This window comes from Streptomyces sp. AM8-1-1, assembly GCF_032229325.1.
GTDB classification, from domain to species: domain Bacteria; phylum Actinomycetota; class Actinomycetes; order Streptomycetales; family Streptomycetaceae; genus Streptomyces; species Streptomyces achmelvichensis.
Genome location: NZ_CP135086.1, coordinates 5,293,143 through 5,313,468, shown reverse-complemented (window position 1 = coordinate 5,313,468; position 20,326 = coordinate 5,293,143). Strand labels below are relative to the sequence as shown.

Genomic DNA, 20,326 nt, shown 5'->3' with positions numbered 1-20,326 from the left:
CTGGTGCTACATGGTCCGGGCCCGTGATCCTCGACCCATGCGTCCCGTACACATGGCACTCGCCGTGACCGTCGCCGCGGTCTGGGGAGTCAACTTCGTCGTCATCGAACTCGGCCTCGGGCACTTCCCGCCGCTGTTGTTCTCCGCGCTGCGCTTCCTGGTGGCCGCGCTGCCCGCCGTCTTCTTCGTGGGCCGCCCCAAGGTCGCCTGGAAGTGGCTGATCGGCGTCGGACTGGCCCTCGGGGTCGCGAAGTTCGGGCTGCTGTTCATCGGCATGGACCGGGGAATGCCGGCGGGGCTGTCGTCGCTCGTGCTCCAGATCCAGGCGGTGTTCACGGCCGTCCTCGCCGCGGTCGTGCTCGCCGAGCGGCCGGGCAGGGCGCGGATCCTGGGCATGGCCGTGGCGCTGGGCGGCATCGCCCTGGCCGCCGTCGACGAAGGGACGTCGGGGCCGCTGCTCGGCTTTGTGCTCGTCGTCGCGGCTGCTGCCTGCTGGGGTGTGTCCAATGTGCTGACCCGCAAGGCGTCCCCGCCGGACGCCCTGAACTTCATGGTCTGGGTGTCCGTGGTCCCCGTACTGCCGCTCCTCGCGCTCTCGCTGCTCTTTGAGGGGCCCTCGGCGGATCTGGACGCCCTGCGGTCCCTCGACTGGAGCGGCGCCGGGACCATCGTCTACGTGGCCTGGGGCGCGACCGTGTTCGGCTTCGGGGCCTGGGGGTTCCTGCTGCGCCGCTACCCCGCCTCCGCCGTCGCGCCCTTCTCGCTGCTCGTGCCCGTCTTCGGCATGACGTCCGCCGCGCTGCTGCTGGACGAGTCGGTGAGCCCGCTGCGCTGGGGCGCCGCGGTGCTCCTCGTCGGTGGTGTCGCGCTCACCTCGCTGTCGCGAGCAGCTGCTCCAGATGCATCCGTCCCGGCGCCAGCAGTGCCGGCAGGTCCGCTGCCTCCGGATGCCAGCGCTTCTCGTACTCCCAGCTCAGCCACGTCTCGTCGGTGAGCTGGGCCAGGCACTCGGCGAGCGGCAGCACACCGGTGCCGAGCGGCAGCGGGGCGAGGTCGTCGGCCGAGGCCACGTCCTTGACCTGGACGTAGCCGAGGAACGGGGAGAGCGCGGCATGGGCGACCGCCGGCTCCTCACCCTCCAGCCAGGGGTGCACCACGTCCCAGATCGCGCCCGCGTACAGATGGCCGACCGGTCCGAGGATGCGGGATACGCCGGCGCCGGTCCGGTGGGAGTCGTGGGTCTCGACCAGGATCCGTACGCCGAGCCCGGCCGCGGTCTCGGCGGCCGCGCCGAGCCGGCGGGCGGCGACGGCCTCCGCCTTCGCCGGGTCCTGGCCCTCCCCGCCGGGGAAGACGCGCACATGCGGCGCGCCGACGTCCTTGGCGAGCCGCAGCAGCTCCTCGACCTCCTGGATCACGGCCGCGTCCTCACCGGGGGCCGCGAGGCCGGTGTACCCGCAGACCGCGAGGATCTCGACACCGGCCCGGGAGAACTCGTCGGCGACGGCGGCCCGTTCGGCGGCCCCGAGCCCCGGGTGCACCGGCTCCTCGCGGTCGGCCCGCAGCTCCACCCCCTGGTACCCGGTGTCGGCGGCCAGCTGGACCACGTCCCGGATGGGCATGCCCGGCACTCCGAGCGTCGAGAAGGCGAACTTCACTTGACCGTTCCTTCCTGCAGGGGCAGCCGCCAGTCCTGGCCGACCAGATCCACTCCGTACGAGCGGTGCGGTTTCTCGGCGACGAGGGTGAACCCGGCCCGCTGGTAGATCCGGCGGGCTCCGGTCAGTACGTCGTTGGTCCACAGCACCAGTTCCCGGTACCCCACTTCGCGGGCGAAATCCACCACCGAGCGCACGAGTCCGTCGCCGAGCCCGTGCCCGCGCGCCTCGGGTTCCACCAGCAGCAGCCGCAGCCGAGCGGTGGCGGGGGCGTCGTCCCGTACGCACATCACCGAGCCCACCGGACGTCCGTCCAGCTCGGCGATCCACACCCGTTCCAGGTGGGGATCGTGGTCCTGGGCGAAGTCGGCGACGATACGGGCGACGAGACCCTCGAAGTCGGCGTTCCACCCGTACTCCGCCGCGTACAGGGCGCCGTGCCGCTGGACGATCCAGCCGAGGTCGCCGGGGCGCGGGTCGCGCAGTACCGGGCCCTCGCGGTGGGCGGGCCGGCCGGGCGTGAGGATCTCGCGCACGGTCCGCATCGACGCGACCAGCCGGGTACGGTCCTCCGCGGTGACCCCGCCGATGAGGGTCCCCACGGCCTCGCGCGAGCGCTCGTCCAGCAGGGCGGCGGCTTCGCGGCCCTGGGGGGTGAGGGTGATGCTCTGCCGCCGCGGGTCCCTCTCGGACGGCGCGCGCGCCACGAGCCCGTCCCGCTCGAACTTGGCGAGGAGCCGGCTCAGGTACCCGGCGTCGAGGGACAGCTCGGCGCGCAGGTCGGCGGCGTCGGTCCGGGGGCTGTGGGCGAGCTCGTAGAGGACGCGGGACTCGGTGAGGGTGTACGGCGTGTAGAGGTGCTTGCTGTAGTCGAGCGCGCCGATGAGGTTGGTGTAGAAGCGGTTGAACGCGCGGATCTCCTGGATCGGCATGAGGGGGCTCCCAGCATTTTCCTTGACTGAGTCAACGCTAGGCCCGGATGGCCGTCGGGGCAAGAGCGGCGCGGTCCCGGCACCTCGGGGCGGCGGACCGAGGCGCCGGAGTCACAGGCAACTCATCTCTCCCTCCCGCACCAGTTCCGGCCGGCGAGGCAACCCGCCCTCCCTCATTTCCGTCTAACCCGCCACTCCGCTGGATGCGACCCGCAGTGCGGCGTCGACCCTCGCTGCTCCACCCGCGAGCGTCGGTCCCTCCCTCTCCCGCCGTCTGCGGCCAGCGGCCCCGCCGCCACCGGTGCGCCCCCTCCCGAAGCGCCGGTGGCGGCCTCCGTACCGGTGACCTTTCGCACGGCGCGCGCCCTTTTCCTTGCCGCACCCTTGACCTGGCAGTAATTTTCGGGCTATCCGTGTGCTTTGGAAGTTTCCTTCAACTCCCTTGTCGAGCAAGGCCGGAAGGAGCACCCATGCACGACCGGAGCCTCTCCAGACGCACCCTTCTCAGCGCGACCGCTGCCACCGCCGTGGCGGCGAGTGCCGCCGCGGTCCCCGCCTACGCCGCCGAAGCCGTGTCCCATGACCACCGAGACCGGCTGAAACGCCTGATCTCCCGGATGAGCCTCGAGGAGAAGGTCGGCCAGCTCTTCGTCATGCGGGTGTACGGGCACTCCGCGACCGCGCCCGACCAGGCCGACATCGACCTGAACCTCAAGGAGATGGGCGTCCGCACGGCCGCCGAGCTGATCGCCAAGTACCACGTCGGCGGCATCATCTACTTCGCCTGGGCGCACAACACCCGCGATCCCCGCCAGATCGCCGGGCTGTCCAATGGCATCCAGCGCGCGGGCCTCGGCCAGCCCACTCCCCTGCCGCTGCTGATCTCCACGGACCAGGAGCACGGCATTGTCGCGCGGGTGGGCAGGCCCGCCACGCTGCTGCCCGGAGCGATGGCCCTGGGGGCCGCCGGCTCGCGGTCGGACGCCCGCAGCGCGGCGGAGATCGCCGGGGCCGAACTGGCCGCCATGGGCATCCTCCAGAACTACGCGCCCGTCGCGGACGTCAACGTCAACCCGGCCAACCCCGTCATCGGGGTGCGCTCCTTCGGCTCCGACCCCGACGCCGTCGCCCGGATGGTCGCCGCCCAGGTCCGCGGCTACCGCGGCGCCGGCGTGGCCGCGACGTCGAAGCATTTCCCCGGCCACGGTGACACGACCGTCGACAGCCACACCGGTATCCCGGTCATCACCCACACCCGCCAGGAGTGGGAGGAGATCGACGCCCCGCCGTTCCGCGCGGCGATCGGCGCCGGGGTCGACTCGATCATGACGGCGCACATCCAGTTCCCCGCCCTGGATCCGAGCAACGACCCCGCCACCCTCTCCCGCCCCATCCTCACCGGCATCCTGCGCGAGGAACTCGGCTACGACGGGGTGGTGGTGACCGACGCGCTCAACATGCAGGGCGTGCGCGACAAGTACGGGGACCACCGGGTGCCGGTGCTCGCGCTGAAGGCGGGCGTGGACCAGTTGCTCAACCCGCCGGACCTGGCCGTCGCCTGGAACGCGGTACTGAACGCCGTCAAGGGCGGCGAGCTGACCGTCGATCGCCTCGACGAATCGATCCTGCGGATCCTGCGTCTCAAGGAGCGTCTGGGGCTGTTCCGCCGGCCGTTCGTCTCGGAGGGGAGCGTGGAGCGCAAGGTCGGCACGCGCGCCCATCTGGCCGCCGCGGACCGGATCGCCGACGGCACGACGACCCTGCTCGTCAACGAGCGCGGGCTGCTGCCGCTCAGCCGCCGCCGTGAGCCCCGGCTGCTCGTCGTCGGCGCGGATCCCGCCTCCCCGACCGGGACGACCGGGCCACCGACCGCGGTGCTGGCGAAGGCCTTCACCGAACTGGGCTTCACCGCCACGGCCCTGTCCACCGGTACGGCGCCGGCCACGGCGAAGATCGACGAGGCGGTGGCGGCGGCGAGCGGCAAGGACGCGATCGTCGTCGCCACCTACAACGTCACCGCCACCAGCACCCAGCGCACGCTGGTGACCCGGCTGGTGGCGACCGGTGTGCCGGTGGTGGCGCTGGCCATCCGCAACCCGTACGACATCGCCCACCTCGGTGGTGTGCCGGCGGCGCTCGCCACGTACTGCTGGACCGATGTCGAACTGCGGGCGGCGGCGCGGGTCGTCGCGGGCCGCGCCGATCCCGAGGGCCGGCTGCCCGTACCCGTACCGCGGGCGGGCGACCCGGGCCAGGTGCTGTATCCCGTGGGACACGGTTTGTCGTACGACTGACGTATCTCATCCGGCCACTGCCACCGGCGCACCACCGGCAATCGTCCTGCGGCCTTCCGTGCGGCTGGCGTGGCCCGCTTCGGCGGGCCACCCTGGACGCACCGGCCGTACGGCCGGATGCCCGGGGGGTCCGTATGGCAGGAATTCGGCGGTCCGCGGGCGCGGTGAGCGCCCTCGTACTCGTGCTGGTCGTCCTGACGGCCGGCTGTCTGCAGACGGCGGGCGGGCCGGCCGCGGCCGGGACACCGTCCGGTTCGGCCGCCGCGTCCCCCTCACCGGGCTACGGAACGGTCTTCCTGGGGCGGGGCGACTGTGCCTCGCGCGCCCGGGACTTCGCCGAGGTGCCGTGCGCCGGTGAGCGGGCGGCGGCCCGGGTCCTCGCGCGGTACGGCGGCCGGTCCTCGACCGGGCCGGCCTGTCCCGGACCCACCGACTTCGTCCTGCACATCTCCGAGGGGCACTCGTCGGCCGACGAGGACGGCGACGGCGATGTGGGGCAGGGCTACGCCTGTATGCGCAATCTCCTGCCGCCGCACCCGGGAGACCCGGGCGGGGGCGGCGGTCCGCACACCCTGGTGGGCGACTGCGTGTACACCGCGGCCGAGGGACGGGTGAAGGAGACGGCCTGCGACGGATCGGGCGACCACCGGCCCGAGTTCACGGTCGCATCCGCCCGGGCCGAGAAGGCGCAGTGCCCGAAGTCGACGGCCCTGTACGTGCATCTGGGCGGGGACAAGGCGGTGGGCTGTGCCCGCCGTGTGTGAGTGACACGGCGGGCACAGCCCACGCGGCGGCATCACGGCCGCAGGGACGGCTCCCGCTCGATGTCACGCTTGTCGAGCTTCGCGTCGTACGCCGTCAGGCGCTTCGCCTTGGCCTCGTCCTGCTGGACGGTGGCCGGGGCCACGCCCGCCCACTTCAGGATGGAGGCGGTGGCGGCGGCCTTCTGGTCGGCGACCAGAGCGCCCACGGCGGCACCGTGGTTGGCGCCCGGAGCGACGTAGACATAGCTGTCACGGGCACCCTTGCCCACCCGGAACTTCTCGGCGCCCCACGGGTCGTTCTCACCGTAGACGAACATCATCCGCTGGGCGTTGTTGCGCACCCAGTGGTCGACGTCGTCCATGACGAACGGCTTGAAGCGCATCGGGATGTCGCGCGGCACGAAGTTCCGCGGCGGCTGGTAGCCGTACCGGCTCAGGCCCTTGAGGTGCGGCTGCTTGATGTCGGGCGAGCCCAGCTCGGTGCCGGCCTGGTAGTAGTACGGCGTGTACGGCGCGAGGCCCTGGTCCGTGTAGAAGGAGAACCCGGAGATCGCGTCGATGCTGTCCCAGATCTGCTGGTCCGTCGCGGTCTTGGCGACCGGGATCGCTTCGCAGTCCGCCAGCAGGCTGTACTGCCAGAACGCCCAGGTGTAGTCGAGGACGACGGCCTCGAAGGCCTTGTCCTGCGAGCCGACCGTCGTGAAGGTGTAGCCGTTGTCGGCGGCGTACTGGGTGTAGATCGCCGCCAGCTGCTTGCGGCGGATCAGCGCCTCACGCTGCACGTTGTTGAGCTTGGTGCGGCATTCGGCGGTGCCGACGCCCGCGAGGAAGCGGTCGTAGGCCGAGTCCTCGTTGTTCTTCACGTCGTTGGGGGCCACGTAGGCGACGACGCCGTCCATGTCGCGCGGGTAGAAGCGCTCGTAGTACGTCGCCGTCATACCGCCCTTGGAGCCGCCGGTGGTGAGCCACTTCTTGGCGTACACCTTCTTCAGCGCGGTGAAGAGACGGTGCTGGTCGCTGGCGGCCTGCCAGATGTCCAGCTTCGACCAGTCGGCCGGTTCGGGACGGGACGGCGTGAAGAAGCGGTACTCCACGGAGACCTGGTTGCCGTCGATGATGGCCGTCGGCTCACTGCGGCGAGGTGTGGTGTTCACGTTGTAGCCGGAGGTGAACATGACCGTGGGCCGGTTGGTGTCCTTGTGCAGCAGGGTGATCCGCTGCTTGAAGGTCCCCTTGCCCGGGTGCCGGTGGTCGACCGGCTGTGTGTAGTTGAGGACGAAGAACCGGTACCCGGTGTACGGCTTCTCCTCGATGAGACTCATGCCCGGAATCGCGAGGATCCGGTCCTTGATGTCCGTGCCGGGCGCAGGCTCCGCGGCGGTAGCCGCACCCGCCGTCGCACCGGCTGCGCTCATCGTGCCTATGAGCACCACGAGCGACAGCAGCCATCTGAGCGCCTTGCTCATTCACCCTCCCCTTGGTTCACCTGTGACGCGGTGAACCTAGCGGGGCAATGCCCGGCTGGCCACCCCCAGTTGACCTCCGGGTAACCGACGGCAGGTCAGGGGATGGACGGGGACACGGGGCGACGGCAGGTCAGGGGGTGGAGGGGGACACAGGGCGACGGCGGGTCAGCACAGGATCCAGCCGGTGGAGCGGGAGACCCCGGCGATGGCACCGGTGGCCCGGACGCAGCGGTTGAGCGCGTGCACGGTGACGGGTCCCGCCTGGCGGGTGAAGGTGCCGCGGTCGACGGCCGCGCGGCCGCCGCGGGCCTGCAGCGAGACGGACATCGCCCGCCGGGCCCCGGGGTTGCTCGCGACCGTCATGGCGCAGGCGTAGTTCCGGTTCTTGTAGACGCGCAGCTCGCCGCCCGGGAACCGCACGGTCTTCTGCGCCCGCCCCGAGCAGCCCGAGGCGACGGCCTCCGCGCTCTGCGTACCGGGCCCGGCGAGGGACAGCGCCCCCACGGCCATCAGCACCGCGAGGAACTGCGCCAGCAGTCGCCTCACCGGCCTGGTCGTCCCCGTCCCACCGAACACCTTTGCGCCCCCTCGTCACAGCCCCGTACATGCGTACGACGCAGTAGGGGGCGGAACGGTTGCCGACCCCACGACATGGTCACACCGCGGCCGGTTCGTCCTCGCCTATGAAGGTCCGCCACAGCGTGGTGTAACGGCCCTCCAGAGCGAGGAGCTCGTCGTGGGTCCCGTCCTCGACCACCCTGCCGCCGTCCATCACCACGACGCGGTCGGCGCGCGCGGCGGTCGTCAGCCGGTGTGCGACGACCAGGGTGGTGCGGCGGCCGGTCAGCCGGTCGGTGGCCTGGTTGACCTGGGCCTCGGTGGCCAGGTCCAGGGCGGCCGTCGCCTCGTCGAGGAGCAGCACATCGGGGTCGACCAGCTCGGCCCTGGCCAGGGCGATCAGCTGACGCTGGCCCGCGGAGAGATTGCGTCCGCGCTCGGAGACCTCGTGCAGATAGCCGCCGTCCAGGGTGGCGATCATGTCGTGCGCGCCGACGGCGCGGGCGGCGGCCTCCACCTCGGCGTCGCTCGCGCCGGGGCGTCCGTAGGCGATGGCGTCGCGGACCGTGCCTTCGAAGAGGTACGCCTCCTGCGGCACGACGCCGAGCCGGTGCCGGTAGGCGGTGAGGTCGAGCTCGCGCAGATCCTGTCCGTCGGCGGTCACCCGGCCGCTCGTCGGGTCGTAGAACCGCGCGACCAGCTTGACCAGCGTGGACTTGCCCGCGCCGGTCTCGCCGACGAAGGCGACCGTCTGGCCCGCCGGGATGCGCAGATCGATGCCCGCGAGGGCCTCCTCCTCGTCGCCGTAACGGAAGTCGACGCCCTCGAAGGCGATCTCGCCGCGCAGCGACGCGACGTCCACGGGCTTCTTCGCGCTCGCGGTCGACGTCGGTTCGTCCAGCAGTTCCTGGATGCGCCGGAGCGACACCGAAGCCTGCTGGTAGCCGTCGAAGACCTGGGACAGCTGCTGCACGGGGGCGAAGAAGAGGTCGATGTAGAGGAGGTAGGCGACCAGGGCGCCGGTGCTCAGCGTGCCCGCGTCGACGCGGTGCCCGCCGACGATCAGGACGGCCGCGGCGGCCACCGAGGACAGCAGCTGGACGAAGGGGAAGTACACCGAGATCAGCCACTGGCCGCGGACGCGGGCCTCGCGGTAGTGCTCGCTGCGGGCCACGAAGCGGTCGTTGCCGAAGCGCTCGCGGCGGAACGCCTGCACGATCCGCAGCCCGGACACGGACTCCTGGAGGTCGGCGTTGACGACGCTGATCCGCTCGCGGGCCAGCTCGTACGCCTGGACGCTCTTGCGGCGGAAGAAGAAGGTGCCGACGATCAGCACCGGCAGGGTCGCGAAGACGACGAGCGCGAGCTGGAGGTCGATGACCAGCAGGGCGACCATGATGCCGAAGAAGGTGACCACCGAGACGAACGCGGTGACCAGACCGGTCTGGAGGAACGTCGACAGGGCGTCCACGTCCGTCGTCATCCGGGTCATGATCCGGCCGGTCAGTTCGCGCTCGTAGTAGTCCAGCCCCAGCCGCTGGAACTGGGCGAAGATCTTCAGACGTACGGAGTAGAGGACCCGCTCGCCGGTGCGGCCCGTCATCCGGGTCTCGCCGATCTGCGCGGTCCACTGCACGAGCACGCTCAGCAGCGCGAGGCCGGAGGCCGCCCACACCGCGCCGAGGGCGACCTGCTCCACACCCTGGTCGATGCCGTGCCGGATCAGGACCGGAAGCAGCAGGCCCATGCCGGCGTCGACGGCCACCAGCAGCAGGCTCACGAGCAGCGGGAGTCCGAAGCCGCGCAGCAGCAGCCGCAGCCCCTGGCCCTCGCCCTCCGTGTGCTCGACGCGGACGGCGCGGGCCTCGTCGACGTCGGGTGTGTCGTCGGCCGGCGGCAGCGCCTCCACCTGGGCGAGCAGTTCGGGGGTGGCTCCCGGCGCCGCGGACTCCTGGGCATTCTCCTCGCGCACCCACAGCCGGGGTGTGATGCCGCGCTCCGCGTCGAACTCCGCGTCCAGCTCGTCCCGTACGGTGCTGTCGCTGCCCGGGTCGGCCTCCAGCGCGGGAGCGTGCCCCGGCGATACGCCGCCGAGCTCGTCCGGGTCGGTCAGCAGCCGGCGATACAGGGCCGAGCGCTTGGTCAGCTCCTCGTGGGTGCCGATGTCCGCGAGCCGTCCGCCGTCCAGGACCGCGATGCGGTCGGCGAGCTGGAGGGTGGAGCGGCGGTGGGCTATCAGCAGGGTGGTGCGCCCGGTCATCACGGAACGCAGCGCCTCGTGGATCTCGTGCTCGACGCGGGCGTCCACGGCGGAGGTGGCGTCGTCGAGCAGCAGCAGCCGGGGGTCGGTGAGGATCGCGCGGGCGAGCGCGACACGCTGGCGCTGGCCGCCGGAGAGGGTCAGACCGTGCTCGCCGACGGTGGTGTCGTAGCCGTCGGGCAGCTCGCTGATGAAGCCGTCGGCCTGGGCGGCGCGGGCGGCGGTCTCGATCTCCTCCTGCGTCGCGCCGGGCTTTCCGTACGCGATGTTGGCGCTGACCGTGTCCGAGAACAGGAAGCTGTCCTCCGGCACCATGCCGATCGCGGCCCGCAGCGAGTCGTACGTCAGCTCGCGGACGTCGTGGCCGCCGACGAGGACCGCGCCGTGCGTCACGTCGTAGAAGCGCGGCAGCAGGAGCGAGACGGTCGACTTGCCGCTGCCGGACGACCCGACGACGGCGACGGTCTCCCCGGGCCGGATCTCCAGCGAGAAGCCGTCGAGGACCGGGCGCTCCCGGTCGTAGCCGAAGGTCACGTCGTCGAACTCGACGGTGGCGGGGGCGTCCGCCGGGAGCACCTTGGTGCCCTCCGTCAGCGTGGGCTCGGTGTCGATCAGCTCCAGTACGCGGTCGACGCCGGCGCGCGCCTGCTGGCCGACGGTCAGCACCACGGCGAGCATCCGGACCGGGCCGACGAGCTGGGCGAGATAGGCGGAGAAGGCGACGAAGGTGCCCAGCGTGATCTGGCCGCGGGTAGCCAGCCAGCCGCCGACGGCCAGCATGGCGACCTGCCCGAGGGCGGGGACCGCCTGGAGCGCGGGGGTGTAGCGGGCGTTCAGCCTGATGGTGCGCAACCGTCCGGCGAACAGCTTGCGGCTCGCCTCGCGCAGCTTGCCCGTCTCCTGGTCCTCCTGGCCGAAGCCCTTGACCACGCGTACGCCGGAGACGGCTCCGTCCACGACGCCCGCGACGGAGGCGGCCTGACTCTGCGCGTACCAGGTGGCGGGGTGGAGCCGGACCCGGCTGCGCTTGGCGATGAACCAGATGGCCGGGGCGACGGCGACGGCGATCAGGGTCAGGGGCAGCGACAGCCACGCCATGATCGCGAGGGAGATCAGGAAGAGCAGGACGTTCCCGATGGTCATCGGGAGCATGAAGAGCAGGCCCTGGATGAGCTGGAGGTCGCTGGTCGCCCGGCCGACGACCTGGCCGGTGGAGAGCTCGTCCTGACGCCGCCCGTCGAGCCGGGTGATCGTCGCGTACATCTCGGTCCGCAGATCGTGCTGGACGTCGAGGGCGAGGCGTCCGCCGTAGAAGCGGCGGACGTAGGTGAGGACGTAGACGACGACGGCCGCGGCGATGAGCACACCGGTCCACACGGCGAGGGAGCGGGAGTGGTCCCCGATCACATCGTCGATGACGATCTTGGTGATGAGGGGGACGAGCGCCATGACGGCCATGCCGCCCAGGGACGAACCGAGCGCGAGCAGCACATTGCGCCGGTACCGCCAGGCGTAACCGGCCAGGCGCCGGGCCCACCCCTCATTCGCCGCCACGTAGTGCCTCCCGTTGAAATTGATCCACCGGAAGGCACCAACGCGGCGAGCAGCGGATTTCATCCCGCCGCAACAAACGGATACGGCTCCCGCGGGTCGGCGGGAGCCGGTGAGGCCGGTCAGCGGGGGGCCGGAATCGCTTCCTTCGCCGCGCGCTCCGGCGTGGCCGGGACGGCCTCGTGCGGCACGGCCGGGGGCACGAACGCGCTGCGCGCGGGCGCTGTCGGGTTGAGGTCCTTGTGGATCGCCCGGGCGACGGCCTGGATGGTGTTCACACCGTCGTTCATCGTCGCGTTGTCGTGGGTGAGAACGGTGATCTGGTAGTTGTGACCGGGGCCCGTGAAGGCACCGATGCTGTGCACGCGCCAGCCGTGCGTGGCCCGCTCGAGCCAGCCGTTCTTCACCTGGACGGTGGCGGTGGCGGGCGCCCCGGCGGGGGTGCCCCAGCGCTGCGAGGCGACGACGTTCCGCATCAGCTTGAGGGCGTAGGTCCGGTTGGCATCGCTGATCACGGTGTTCTTCGCGGTCAGCATGCCGAGCAGCTTCTGCTCGTCGCGGGCGTTGATCTGGGTGAGGCCCCAGTAGCCGTCGGCGCCCGGCACGGTCTTCGTCATACCGGCCGCGGTGAGGAAGCGCTTGATCTTGGTGAGGCCGAGCTGCTTCCACAGGGCGCTGGTGGCCGCGTTGTCCGACTTGGTGATCATGTCGCTGGCGAGGGTGAACTCGCGCTTCGTGAAGCCGCGCTTCTGGAACTGCACCTCCTGGAGGAGGGCGGCGAGCACGGTCACCTTGACGACGCTGGCCGAGTCGTACTGCTGGTCCGGACGCAGAGTGCAACTGGTCTTGGTGATGCGGTCGTTGAGCAGCACGGCCGTCGTCGACTTCCGGCCCTTGAGGGCGGCGGTGATGTCGGCGGTCAGCTTGGCGGCGAGACCGGCCTGCTGGGAGGTGCACGCGACCTGCGGCGGCGCGGCGGCAGCGGGCGCGGTGGCGGCGGCGAGCGGCACGAGTGTCGCGACGGCGACGACCCCGGCCGCGCTTCTCGCGCGACGCGACGGACGGCCGGTTGCGCGGCCGGATATTCGGTGGTGAGTCATGAAGCTTCCCCGTCCCCTGAATGCCTGTGCGGGGCGCCTCCCCGACGCCCCCGCAGCACTTGACTCACGGCGGGCGGAAAAGTTGTACGCCGTTACCGCACGGTGAGCAGGTCAGTGGCGGGGCAGCCGCGCGGTCAGCCGGTAGAAGCGGGTGATCTGGGCGGCGTTCTCGTTGTCGTCGCTCGCCAGCAGCAGCCGCAGCCGCCCGTCGCGGGTGTGCCCGGTGACGGCGAGGGCCTCGATGTTGTCGAGCAGCGGATTGGGCTGGGGCTGCTTGGCGGGCGCTCCGAGCGAGGGGCAGTCGGCGAGGTCGGCGAGGAGCGTCTTGTCCGCGAGGCGGACGTCCGGCCGGCCGGTCAGGTTCTCGACACCGCTCACATCGCGGGCCCGGGCGGTGTCGGCCAGATACAGCCGGACGGTGTTGCCGACGCCCGCGGTGAAGCCGCGCTCCAGCACGAGGAGCCGGCCGTCGCCGGTGGCCGTGATCTCGCTGACGCCGAGGGCGGTGTCGGTGCGGTAGCCGTACTGGGCGGCGAGCCGGAAGGCGTGCCGCGGGCCGTCCCGGTGCCAGCTCTGGAGCCGGACGATCCCGGGGGCGTCGCCGCTGATCGCCCCCTCCATCGCGGCGACGAGCCGCCGGCCGCCGCTGTCCAGGGTCAGCCCTTCGAAGGTGGCGTTCCGGGTGGCCCGCCCGGCGGGTGCGACCTGGAGGGCGTCCGGCACGGGCAGCCGGCCGAGGATCTTCCCGTGCCGGCTGTACCGGCGTACCGAGGGCTCGGTCTCACTGGCGACCAGCCGGCTGCCGTCCCGCTCGACGACGAGCCCTTCGGAGTCCAGCGGCGCCCCGCTCTCGTCCGCGAGCCGCACGACACCACTCGGCCGCAGCCCTGTCCCGCGCAGCCGGAACAGCTCGGACCGGTCGGAGAGCGCGGCGATCTGCCCGTCACGATCGACGGCGAGGGCGGAGAAGTTGCCGACGAAGGTGTCCCGGAAGCGGGTCTTGTCGAGGGCGTCGGAGTAGCTGTCGATCCCGACCCGCGGCGAACACCCCCGATCGGCCGGGCGGGCGAGGGCGGGCGCGGCGGCGGCGAGACAACCGGCGACGGCCACGGCGGCGGTGACGGAGGCGAGGAGCGGGCGCAGACGCATGGGGGACACGGTAGGGGGCGGGGATGGAGGCCGGGGGGACTCGATGTGAACTCCGGTCTTCACATCATCTCCTCATGCACCCCTCCTCGGCGCTACGGTTCATCACGTAGCAGGGAGTGCGACGTACGTCACAGATCGACGTCGTCCGGCAGCTCCGCCTGCGTGAAAACAGCTGCACGTCCTGGGGGGACAGCATGCGCGAGATGGTCAAGGGCGCGAACGTGGGCCTGTCGGACCTGAGTGACGACACCGGATCGGTGATCGTGAGCCTGCGCTGGAGCAGCGCGACCGGAGACGGGGACGCGGACGTCTCGGTGATGCTGCTCAACGGCGACGGGAAGGTACGCGGCGACACGGACTTCTTCTTCTACAACCACCCCGCCGCGCCCGACGGCAGTGTGCAGTTGCTGGGCAAGGCGCCCACCGACGGTGGCAGCGAGGACCGGATCAGTCTCGATCTGACGGCGGTGCCGCCGGACGTGGAGCGCATCGTGGTGGCGGCCAGCCAGTACGGCGGGGCCTGCTTCGGTGAGCTGGACGACCTGCGGGTGACCGTGGCCGACCGCGGCGGCGAGACGCTGCTCGGTTTCTCCATCGACGACGCCGGAGTGGAGAGCGCCTTCCTCTTCGGCGAGCTGTACCGGCGGGGCGAGGAGTGGAAGTTCCGGGCGATCGGCCAGGGGTACGAGTCCGGACTGGCCGGTCTCGCGACGGACTTCGGCATCGACATCGTCGACGACAGCGCCGACGAGGAAGCCGCCGAGGGCGACCCCGGATCCGGGCCGGCCGCGGTGGAGCAGGAGCCGGCGCCACAGGCATCACCCTCGGCGGCCGCCGAGCCGCGCGTGACGCTCCCCGCGCAGGACGCACGCGGGGAACAGCCCGGCGCGGGGACGACACCCAGGCGCACCCCTGGACCCCGGACCGCCAAGAAGAAGGTCACGCTGCCCAAGGTGGCGAAGAAGTCTCTCGCCGAGAACGAGGCGTGGAGGCCGGCACGGCTGTTCCCCGCACCGACGCTCAAGAGCGACAAGGAGCGTGAGTTGCGGGCGACATCCGTCCTGCTCTCGGTGATGGCCGAAGTTCCGGAGTTCGGGCGGCGGCTGACGGCGCCTTTCGGCGCACCTGCCGGTCGCATGCAGACGTTCACCGAGGTCACGCTGCCCTACGGAGAGACTCCCAGGCGTCCCGACGGGGTGATCCGCGTGGAGCGGGCCGGGAAGCTGTGGACGGGTCTGGTCGAGACGAAGACCAACGGGAACCCGCTGCGGCCCGAGCAGGTCCAGGACTACATGGACATCGCCGCACGGCGGGGCTACGAGGCCGTGATCACGCTGTCCAACGACGTCGCCCTCGAAGGGTGTCCCCCGGTGGCGGCCAAGACCGACGGACGGCGCAAGCACAAGGTGGCCCTCTGGCATCTCTCGTGGGCCGAAGTGGCGCACCAGGCGCAGATGCTGATCCGCCACGAAGGCGTCGGCAACGCCGCACACGCGTGGCTTCTCCAGGAGCTGCTGTCGTACCTCCAGCACGAGAACTCCGGCTGCCACGGATTCCAGAACATGGGGCCCGCCTGGGTGCCCGTGCGCAACGGCATCGACACGGAGACCCTCTGCCAGGGCGACCGGCGCGCCATCGAGGTGGTGGAGAGCTGGGAGCAGCTCATCCGCCAGGTCTGCCTGCGCCTCGGGGGTGAGCTCGGCCAGAAGGTCCTGCCGGTGCAGCGCGCCAGGCGGGGTGTCGATCCGCAGACCCGCCGCGCCGTGCTCGCCGACGGGCTCTGCGAGGACGGCCGGCTGACAGCCGAACTGCGCATCGACAGCACACCCGGTGTTCTCACGATCGTGGCCGACCTGCGGACCGGCAAGCTGCGGACCTCCATGGAGGTCCGGGCGCCCGAGGGCAGCTATCCCCTCACCTCGGCGAAACGGCTGCTGCGCATGCTGGCCGAGGCACCGGCGGATCTGCATGTGGAGACCCTGGTGGAGGGGGGCCACGGGCCGCGCGGCACGTTGGAGCGCCTGCGCCCGGAGCCGGCCGACATGCTGCCGAAGGACGGCACACGGGCGACGGGCTTCCGGCTGTCGCTGTTCAAGGGCATGGGAGTCACCCGAGGCAGTGCGGAAACAGGATTCATCCGCAGCGTCGACGACGTGGTGGACCGGTTCTACGCCCAGGTGGTCGCCCAGCTGGGCCCCTTCGAGCGCCGTCCGGCGGCCCGGTCGCAGCCCGCGGAACCGGCGGTCGCGGGGGCCGGGGCGTAGGAGGACGGGGCGGGGACCGCCGGCAGACCCTGGGGTCGGCGCCGGCACGGGACTGCGGGCCGGGGCGGTCGGCGGACGGGCCCCCAGGCCCTCGGGCGCACGCGCCTGCCGGGCTGGGGCCCTGACACCTGCGCGGCCGCCTGCGCGCGGCCCTGCCGCCGCGCCCGTCACCGCCCCGTCCCGCCCTCCCCGTCCCCCGACCAGACCCTCACCTGATGCCGGGAACGCGGGGACGCGGCAGGGTGGGCTCGGCAGGAACTTCCCGCACAGACGAGGATCATCCATGTCCGTGACCCACTCCCGGCGTCTCGCCGGTGCCGCCGGGGCGGCGTTCCTGGTTGTCGCCGTCGCGGGCTGCTCCGGCCTCGGCCGCAACGCCGCGGGCACCCTCGCCTACGAGACCGCCGACGAGCGGCATGTGAGCGTGTCGAACCCCCTGGTGACGGGCTGTCACCGGCTCGACGCGCCGGGGGCCGTCTCGGTCACCAACAACACGCTGGTGGACCTCGTGCTCTACCCGACCCAGGACTGCACGGGCGAGGACACGATCTATCTGCCCACCACCGTGTCGGACATCATCGCGCCCGGCGCCCGCCCGTGGCAGAGCTACACCATCGTCCACTGAGCCCGGGCGCCGTCTCCCGCTCCCGCATCCCGCCGGACGGGTGATCGCCCGCCGGCCCTCTCAGGCGTCCCGCCGCGCAAGGGACCGGCCGCCCGCCCACAGCGCCGCGCCCACCCACAGCGCCAGCACGCCGAGACCGCTCCACGGGCCCAGCGTGCCCGTCGCGTCCTGGAGCAGGATCTGCCGGCCCGCGCGGTCGGGAAGGAACTCCACCGCGCCCCCGACCTCAGAAATGTCGCCGACGACGAAGGACAGCATCAGCAGGAAGGGGATGAGGAGGCCCATCACCGCGGGCGCGCTGCGGAGGACGGCCGCGAGGCCCGCCGAGAACAGGGTGATGAGGCACAGGAAGATCCCACAGCCGATCACGGCGCGCACAGCGCCGGGGTCGGTGAGAGCGAGGCCGCGGTCGCCGAGGGAGGACTGCCCGGCGAGGAAGCAGGTCAGGCTGGTGAGGAGGCCGACCCCGAGGGACAGCGCTCCGACGACGGCGAGTTTCGACGCCCAGAACAGACCTCTGCGTGGCACGGCCGTCAGGGACACGCGGATCGCGCCGCTGCGGTACTCCCCCGCCACGGCCAGGGCTCCGAAGGAGATGGCCGCGATCTGTCCGAATTCGAGGCCGAAGAAGGACGTGCGCAGCGGGTCGAAGTCCGGCCGCGCGGACTCCTGCGGGTCGAGGGTGGCGCACGCCAGGACCGAGAAGGCGACGGTGGCCACGAAGACGGCGGCGAGCGTGGCGCACAGGGACCGCAGCGAGCGGATCTTCAGCCACTCGGCGTGCAGGACGGGCTTCGGGTTCACGGTCGTACCTCCTGGGCGGCCGGGCGGGTGGCGGCGAACTCGGTCCGGTCCGCGGTGAGGGCGAGATAGGCCTGTTCCAACGTGGCCTGCTCTCCGGCGAGTTCGAGGATCGGGATGCCTTCCCGCGCGGCGAGTGGGCCGATGTCCGTCACCCGTGCGCCGTCGACCGTCCAGGTGCCGTCCTCGCCGGCGACGGGGGTGAAGCCCTTGCCCGTGAGCACGGTCCGCAGCCGCTCGTCGTCGGTGGTGCGCAGCCGTACCCGTGGGGTGGTCCAGGCGTCGATGAAGTCCCGCATGCCGGTGTCGGCGAGCAGCCGTCCCCGGCCGAGGACCACGAGGTGGTCGGCGAACGAGGCCGTCTCGCCCATGAGATGGCTGGAGACGAGCACGGCCCGGCCCTCCGCGGCCTGCCGGCGCATCAGTTCGCGGATCCAGATGATGCCCTCGGGGTCGAGGCCGTTGGACGGCTCGTCCAGCATCAGGACCGCCGGGTCGCCGAGCAGGGCCGCGGCGATGCCGAGGCGCTGGCGCATACCGAGCGAGAAGGTCCTGATCCGGCGGTGTGCGGCGGAGGCGATCCCCGACTGCTCCAGCACCTCGTCGATGCGCCGGGGTCCGATCCGGCCCGCCGCGGCGAGGATGCGCAGATGGTCGCGGGCGGTACGGGAGCCCTGCGCGGCCCCCGCGTCGAGCAGCGCGCCGACGTGGCGCAGCGGTTCGTCGATCGCGGCGTAGGGCCGTCCGCCGATGGTGGCGGTGCCGGACGTGGGGCGGTCCAGGCCGAGGATCAGCCGCATGGTGGTCGACTTCCCGGCGCCGTTCGGCCCGAGGAAGCCGGTGACCCGGCCGGGGTGGACGGCGAACGTGAGCCCGTCCACGGCCCGGGTCGCCCCGTACCGCTTGGTGAGGTTGGTGACGTCGATGCTGGTCATGGGGCCAGCGTGGCCGCCGGCCACGGGCCGGGGCCTCCCCCGCCGGTGGAAAGAGGCTCCCCCGCACGGGGGAGCCGCCCCGGCCGGCGCGCTGGCACGATGACGGGATGCTCCTCGGCCTCCTGCGTCCGCTGATCCGCCCGGTCACCTACACCCGCTGGCTCCATCTGATCATCGGCACCGTCTTCTTCGGCATGTACCTGTTCGTCGACGAACACCGGCTGTACATCCCCTTCGTGCTGCTGGGACTGCTGGGGCTCGTTCCGGCGGTACGGCTCGCCGAAGGGCTCCAGGCGCGGCTGCTGCTGTCGCCGCACAGCTACAAGGACGCGTCCTCGGGCATCGCCGCCGCGTCGTCCGCCACCTGGGCAGACCGGGGGCGTACGGCGCTGTGGCTGGAGATCCGGCTCGGGCTGGGACTGCTCTGCGGTCTGGTCACGGTCCAGTTGCTGGGGGTGGTGGTGAATCTGGTCTCGGCGGCGTCCGGACCCGGCCCGGCACGGGTCCTGACGCTCCAACTGCCGGGCGGCCACGGGTGGTACGCGCTGCTGGTACCCCTGCCGCTCGCCGCGCTCGCGGCCTTCGTGGTGGGCGTCGGGGAGCTGATCACGGCGATCGCCCGGCGGCTGCTCGGCCCCTCCGCGGCGGAACGGCTGGCCGCGCTGGAGGAGCGCACCGAGCAGTTGCTGGAGCGCAACCGGATCGCGGGCGAGCTGCACGACTCGATCGGGCACGCGCTGACGGTGGCGGTGGTGCAGGCGGGGGCGGCCAGGGCCGCGGGGAACGCGGAGTTCACGGACCGCGCGCTCGGTGCCATCGAGGAGACCGGGCGGGCGGCTCTGGAGGACCTGGAGCGGGTCCTGCTGGTGCTGCGCGAGTCCGGGCAGCCGGTGGGCAGCCGCCCCACGCTGGCCGACGCGGACCGGCTGCTGGAGTCCGCGCGCGCGTCCGGCGCCGAGGTGGTGGCGGAGGTGAGCGGGCCGCTGGCACTCGTGCCCGGGCCGGTCTCCCGCGAGGGGTACCGCATCGTGCAGGAGGCGCTGACCAACGTCCTGCGGCACGCGGGCCCGGTGCCGACGCGGGTGCGGATCGAGGTCGCCGCCGGGCGGCTGGAGCTGGAGGTGAACAACTCCCTGGTGGAGCCCGCGACTTCAGGCGGCCGCGGCAGCGGGCTGCGCGGTATACGGGAGCGGGCCGCGCTGCTCGGCGGCCACGCCACGGCCGGTCCGCACGAGGGCCGGTGGAGGGTGCGGGTCGGCCTGCCGCTGGACGGCCTACGCTGACCGGGTGCCGATCTCCGTACTCCTCGTCGACGACGAACCCCTGGTCCGGGCCGGGCTGCGGGCCGTCCTGGAGGCGCAGCCGGACATCGAGGTGACCGGTGAGGCGGCCGACGGCGCGGCGGTGATACCGCTGGTGCGCCAACTGCGCCCCGATGTGGTGGCGATGGACGTCCGGATGCCCCTGCTCGACGGCATCGAGGCGACGCGCGCCGTGCTGCGGACGGTCGCCGATCCGCCGAAGATCCTGGTCATCACGACCTTCGAGAACGACGAGTACGTCTACGAGGCCCTGCGTGCCGGCGCCGCGGGCTTTCTGCTCAAGCGGGCCCGCCCCACCGAGATCGTGCACGCGGTCCGGCTCGTCGCGGAGGGCGAGTCGCTGCTCTTCCCGGCCGCGGTGCGTTCGCTGGCCGCGGAGTACGGCAGCGGCACCGCCCGTGCGGCGATGGAGCGCGCCGCGCTGACCGAGCGGGAGGCGGCGGTGCTGCGGCTGATGGCACGCGGTCTGACGAACGCGGAGATCGCCGCGCAGCTGGTCGTCGGCACGGAGACGGTCAAGACCCATGTCAGCGCCGTACTGGGGAAGCTGGGGGCCCGCGACCGTACCCAGGCGGTCATCGCCGCGTACGAGTCGGGGTTCGTCACGCCCGCCTGAGCGGCCGCGCACAGACCTGCGCCCCGCCGCT

General features: G+C 72.1%; 15 protein-coding genes and 1 pseudogene. 7 read left to right on the top strand and 9 right to left on the bottom strand.

Going from position 1 to position 20,326, the window contains the following annotated elements:
• Nucleotides 1-37: 37 nt before the first annotated feature.
• Entirely contained in the window at nucleotides 38-994 is a 957-nt protein-coding gene (locus RPQ07_RS23935; RefSeq protein ID WP_313946227.1) for an EamA family transporter, read from the top strand.
• On the opposite strand, the pseudogene RPQ07_RS23930 reads toward RPQ07_RS23935, so the two are convergent.
• Together RPQ07_RS23930 and RPQ07_RS23925 are read right to left on the bottom strand one after the other, a co-directional pair.
• Nucleotides 885-1,658 (bottom strand): annotated as a pseudogene (locus RPQ07_RS23930) (sugar phosphate isomerase/epimerase family protein); the annotation flags it as partial. The gene RPQ07_RS23935 and the pseudogene RPQ07_RS23930 sit on opposite strands and share 110 nt — an antisense overlap.
• Nucleotides 1,655-2,590 carry a helix-turn-helix domain-containing GNAT family N-acetyltransferase gene (locus RPQ07_RS23925; RefSeq protein ID WP_313946226.1) on the bottom strand — a complete coding sequence of 312 codons (936 nt, stop codon included), beginning with the start codon at nucleotides 2,588-2,590 and terminating at the stop codon, nucleotides 1,655-1,657. The pseudogene RPQ07_RS23930 and the gene RPQ07_RS23925, both read right to left, overlap by 4 nt.
• Before the next feature lie 470 nt (nucleotides 2,591-3,060).
• Here RPQ07_RS23925 and RPQ07_RS23920 point away from each other — a divergent pair, with 470 nt between their 5' ends.
• Nucleotides 3,061-4,884: a glycoside hydrolase family 3 protein gene (locus RPQ07_RS23920; RefSeq protein ID WP_313946225.1), complete on the top strand. Its 1,824-nt coding sequence runs from the start codon at nucleotides 3,061-3,063 to the stop codon at nucleotides 4,882-4,884.
• Nucleotides 4,885-5,018: 134 nt separating this feature from the next.
• Nucleotides 5,019-5,648, top strand: a complete 630-nt coding sequence (locus RPQ07_RS23915; protein ID WP_313946224.1) for a hypothetical protein — start codon at nucleotides 5,019-5,021, stop codon at nucleotides 5,646-5,648.
• A 32-nt stretch (nucleotides 5,649-5,680) separates the two neighbouring features.
• Here RPQ07_RS23915 and RPQ07_RS23910 read toward each other — a convergent pair whose 3' ends face one another.
• From RPQ07_RS23910 to RPQ07_RS23890, 5 genes are all read right to left on the bottom strand, one after another.
• Nucleotides 5,681-7,114, bottom strand: a complete 1,434-nt coding sequence (locus RPQ07_RS23910) for a S28 family serine protease (RefSeq protein WP_313946223.1) — start codon at nucleotides 7,112-7,114, stop codon at nucleotides 5,681-5,683.
• Between the two features lie 165 nt (nucleotides 7,115-7,279).
• Nucleotides 7,280-7,660 carry a hypothetical protein gene (locus RPQ07_RS23905; RefSeq protein ID WP_413777772.1) on the bottom strand — a complete coding sequence of 127 codons (381 nt, stop codon included), beginning with the start codon at nucleotides 7,658-7,660 and terminating at the stop codon, nucleotides 7,280-7,282.
• Between the two features lie 109 nt (nucleotides 7,661-7,769).
• Nucleotides 7,770-11,486, bottom strand: coding sequence for an ABC transporter ATP-binding protein (locus RPQ07_RS23900; RefSeq protein WP_313946222.1), 3,717 nt, complete (start codon nucleotides 11,484-11,486; stop codon nucleotides 7,770-7,772).
• Between the two features lie 119 nt (nucleotides 11,487-11,605).
• Nucleotides 11,606-12,583: a serine hydrolase gene (locus tag RPQ07_RS23895; RefSeq protein WP_313946221.1), complete on the bottom strand. Its 978-nt coding sequence runs from the start codon at nucleotides 12,581-12,583 to the stop codon at nucleotides 11,606-11,608.
• 111 nt (nucleotides 12,584-12,694) lie between these two features.
• Nucleotides 12,695-13,732, bottom strand: coding sequence for an esterase-like activity of phytase family protein (locus tag RPQ07_RS23890; protein WP_313946220.1), 1,038 nt, complete (start codon nucleotides 13,730-13,732; stop codon nucleotides 12,695-12,697).
• Between the two features lie 194 nt (nucleotides 13,733-13,926).
• On the opposite strand from RPQ07_RS23890, the gene RPQ07_RS23885 reads away from it, so the two are divergent.
• Together RPQ07_RS23885 and RPQ07_RS23880 are read left to right on the top strand one after the other, a co-directional pair.
• Entirely contained in the window at nucleotides 13,927-15,996 is a 2,070-nt protein-coding gene (locus RPQ07_RS23885; RefSeq protein ID WP_313946219.1) for a TerD family protein, read from the top strand.
• A 283-nt stretch (nucleotides 15,997-16,279) separates the two neighbouring features.
• Nucleotides 16,280-16,621: a hypothetical protein gene (locus RPQ07_RS23880; protein ID WP_313946218.1), complete on the top strand. Its 342-nt coding sequence runs from the start codon at nucleotides 16,280-16,282 to the stop codon at nucleotides 16,619-16,621.
• Nucleotides 16,622-16,681: 60 nt separating this feature from the next.
• On the opposite strand, the gene RPQ07_RS23875 is transcribed toward RPQ07_RS23880, so the two are convergent.
• Nucleotides 16,682-17,425 (bottom strand): ABC transporter permease, encoded by a 744-nt coding sequence (locus RPQ07_RS23875; RefSeq protein WP_313946217.1) that lies wholly within the window; start codon nucleotides 17,423-17,425, stop codon nucleotides 16,682-16,684.
• A complete protein-coding gene (locus tag RPQ07_RS23870) occupies nucleotides 17,422-18,357 on the bottom strand; it encodes an ABC transporter ATP-binding protein (protein WP_313946216.1) in 936 nt (311 codons plus the stop codon). Before RPQ07_RS23870 ends, RPQ07_RS23875 begins: the two co-directional genes overlap by 4 nt.
• 107 nt (nucleotides 18,358-18,464) lie before the next feature.
• Between RPQ07_RS23870 and RPQ07_RS23865 the strand changes: the two genes are divergently transcribed.
• Entirely contained in the window at nucleotides 18,465-19,640 is a 1,176-nt protein-coding gene (locus tag RPQ07_RS23865) for a sensor histidine kinase (protein WP_313946215.1), read from the top strand.
• Nucleotides 19,641-19,644: 4 nt separating this feature from the next.
• Nucleotides 19,645-20,295, top strand: coding sequence for a response regulator transcription factor (locus RPQ07_RS23860; RefSeq protein ID WP_313946214.1), 651 nt, complete (start codon nucleotides 19,645-19,647; stop codon nucleotides 20,293-20,295).
• Nucleotides 20,296-20,326: the final 31 nt, after the last annotated feature.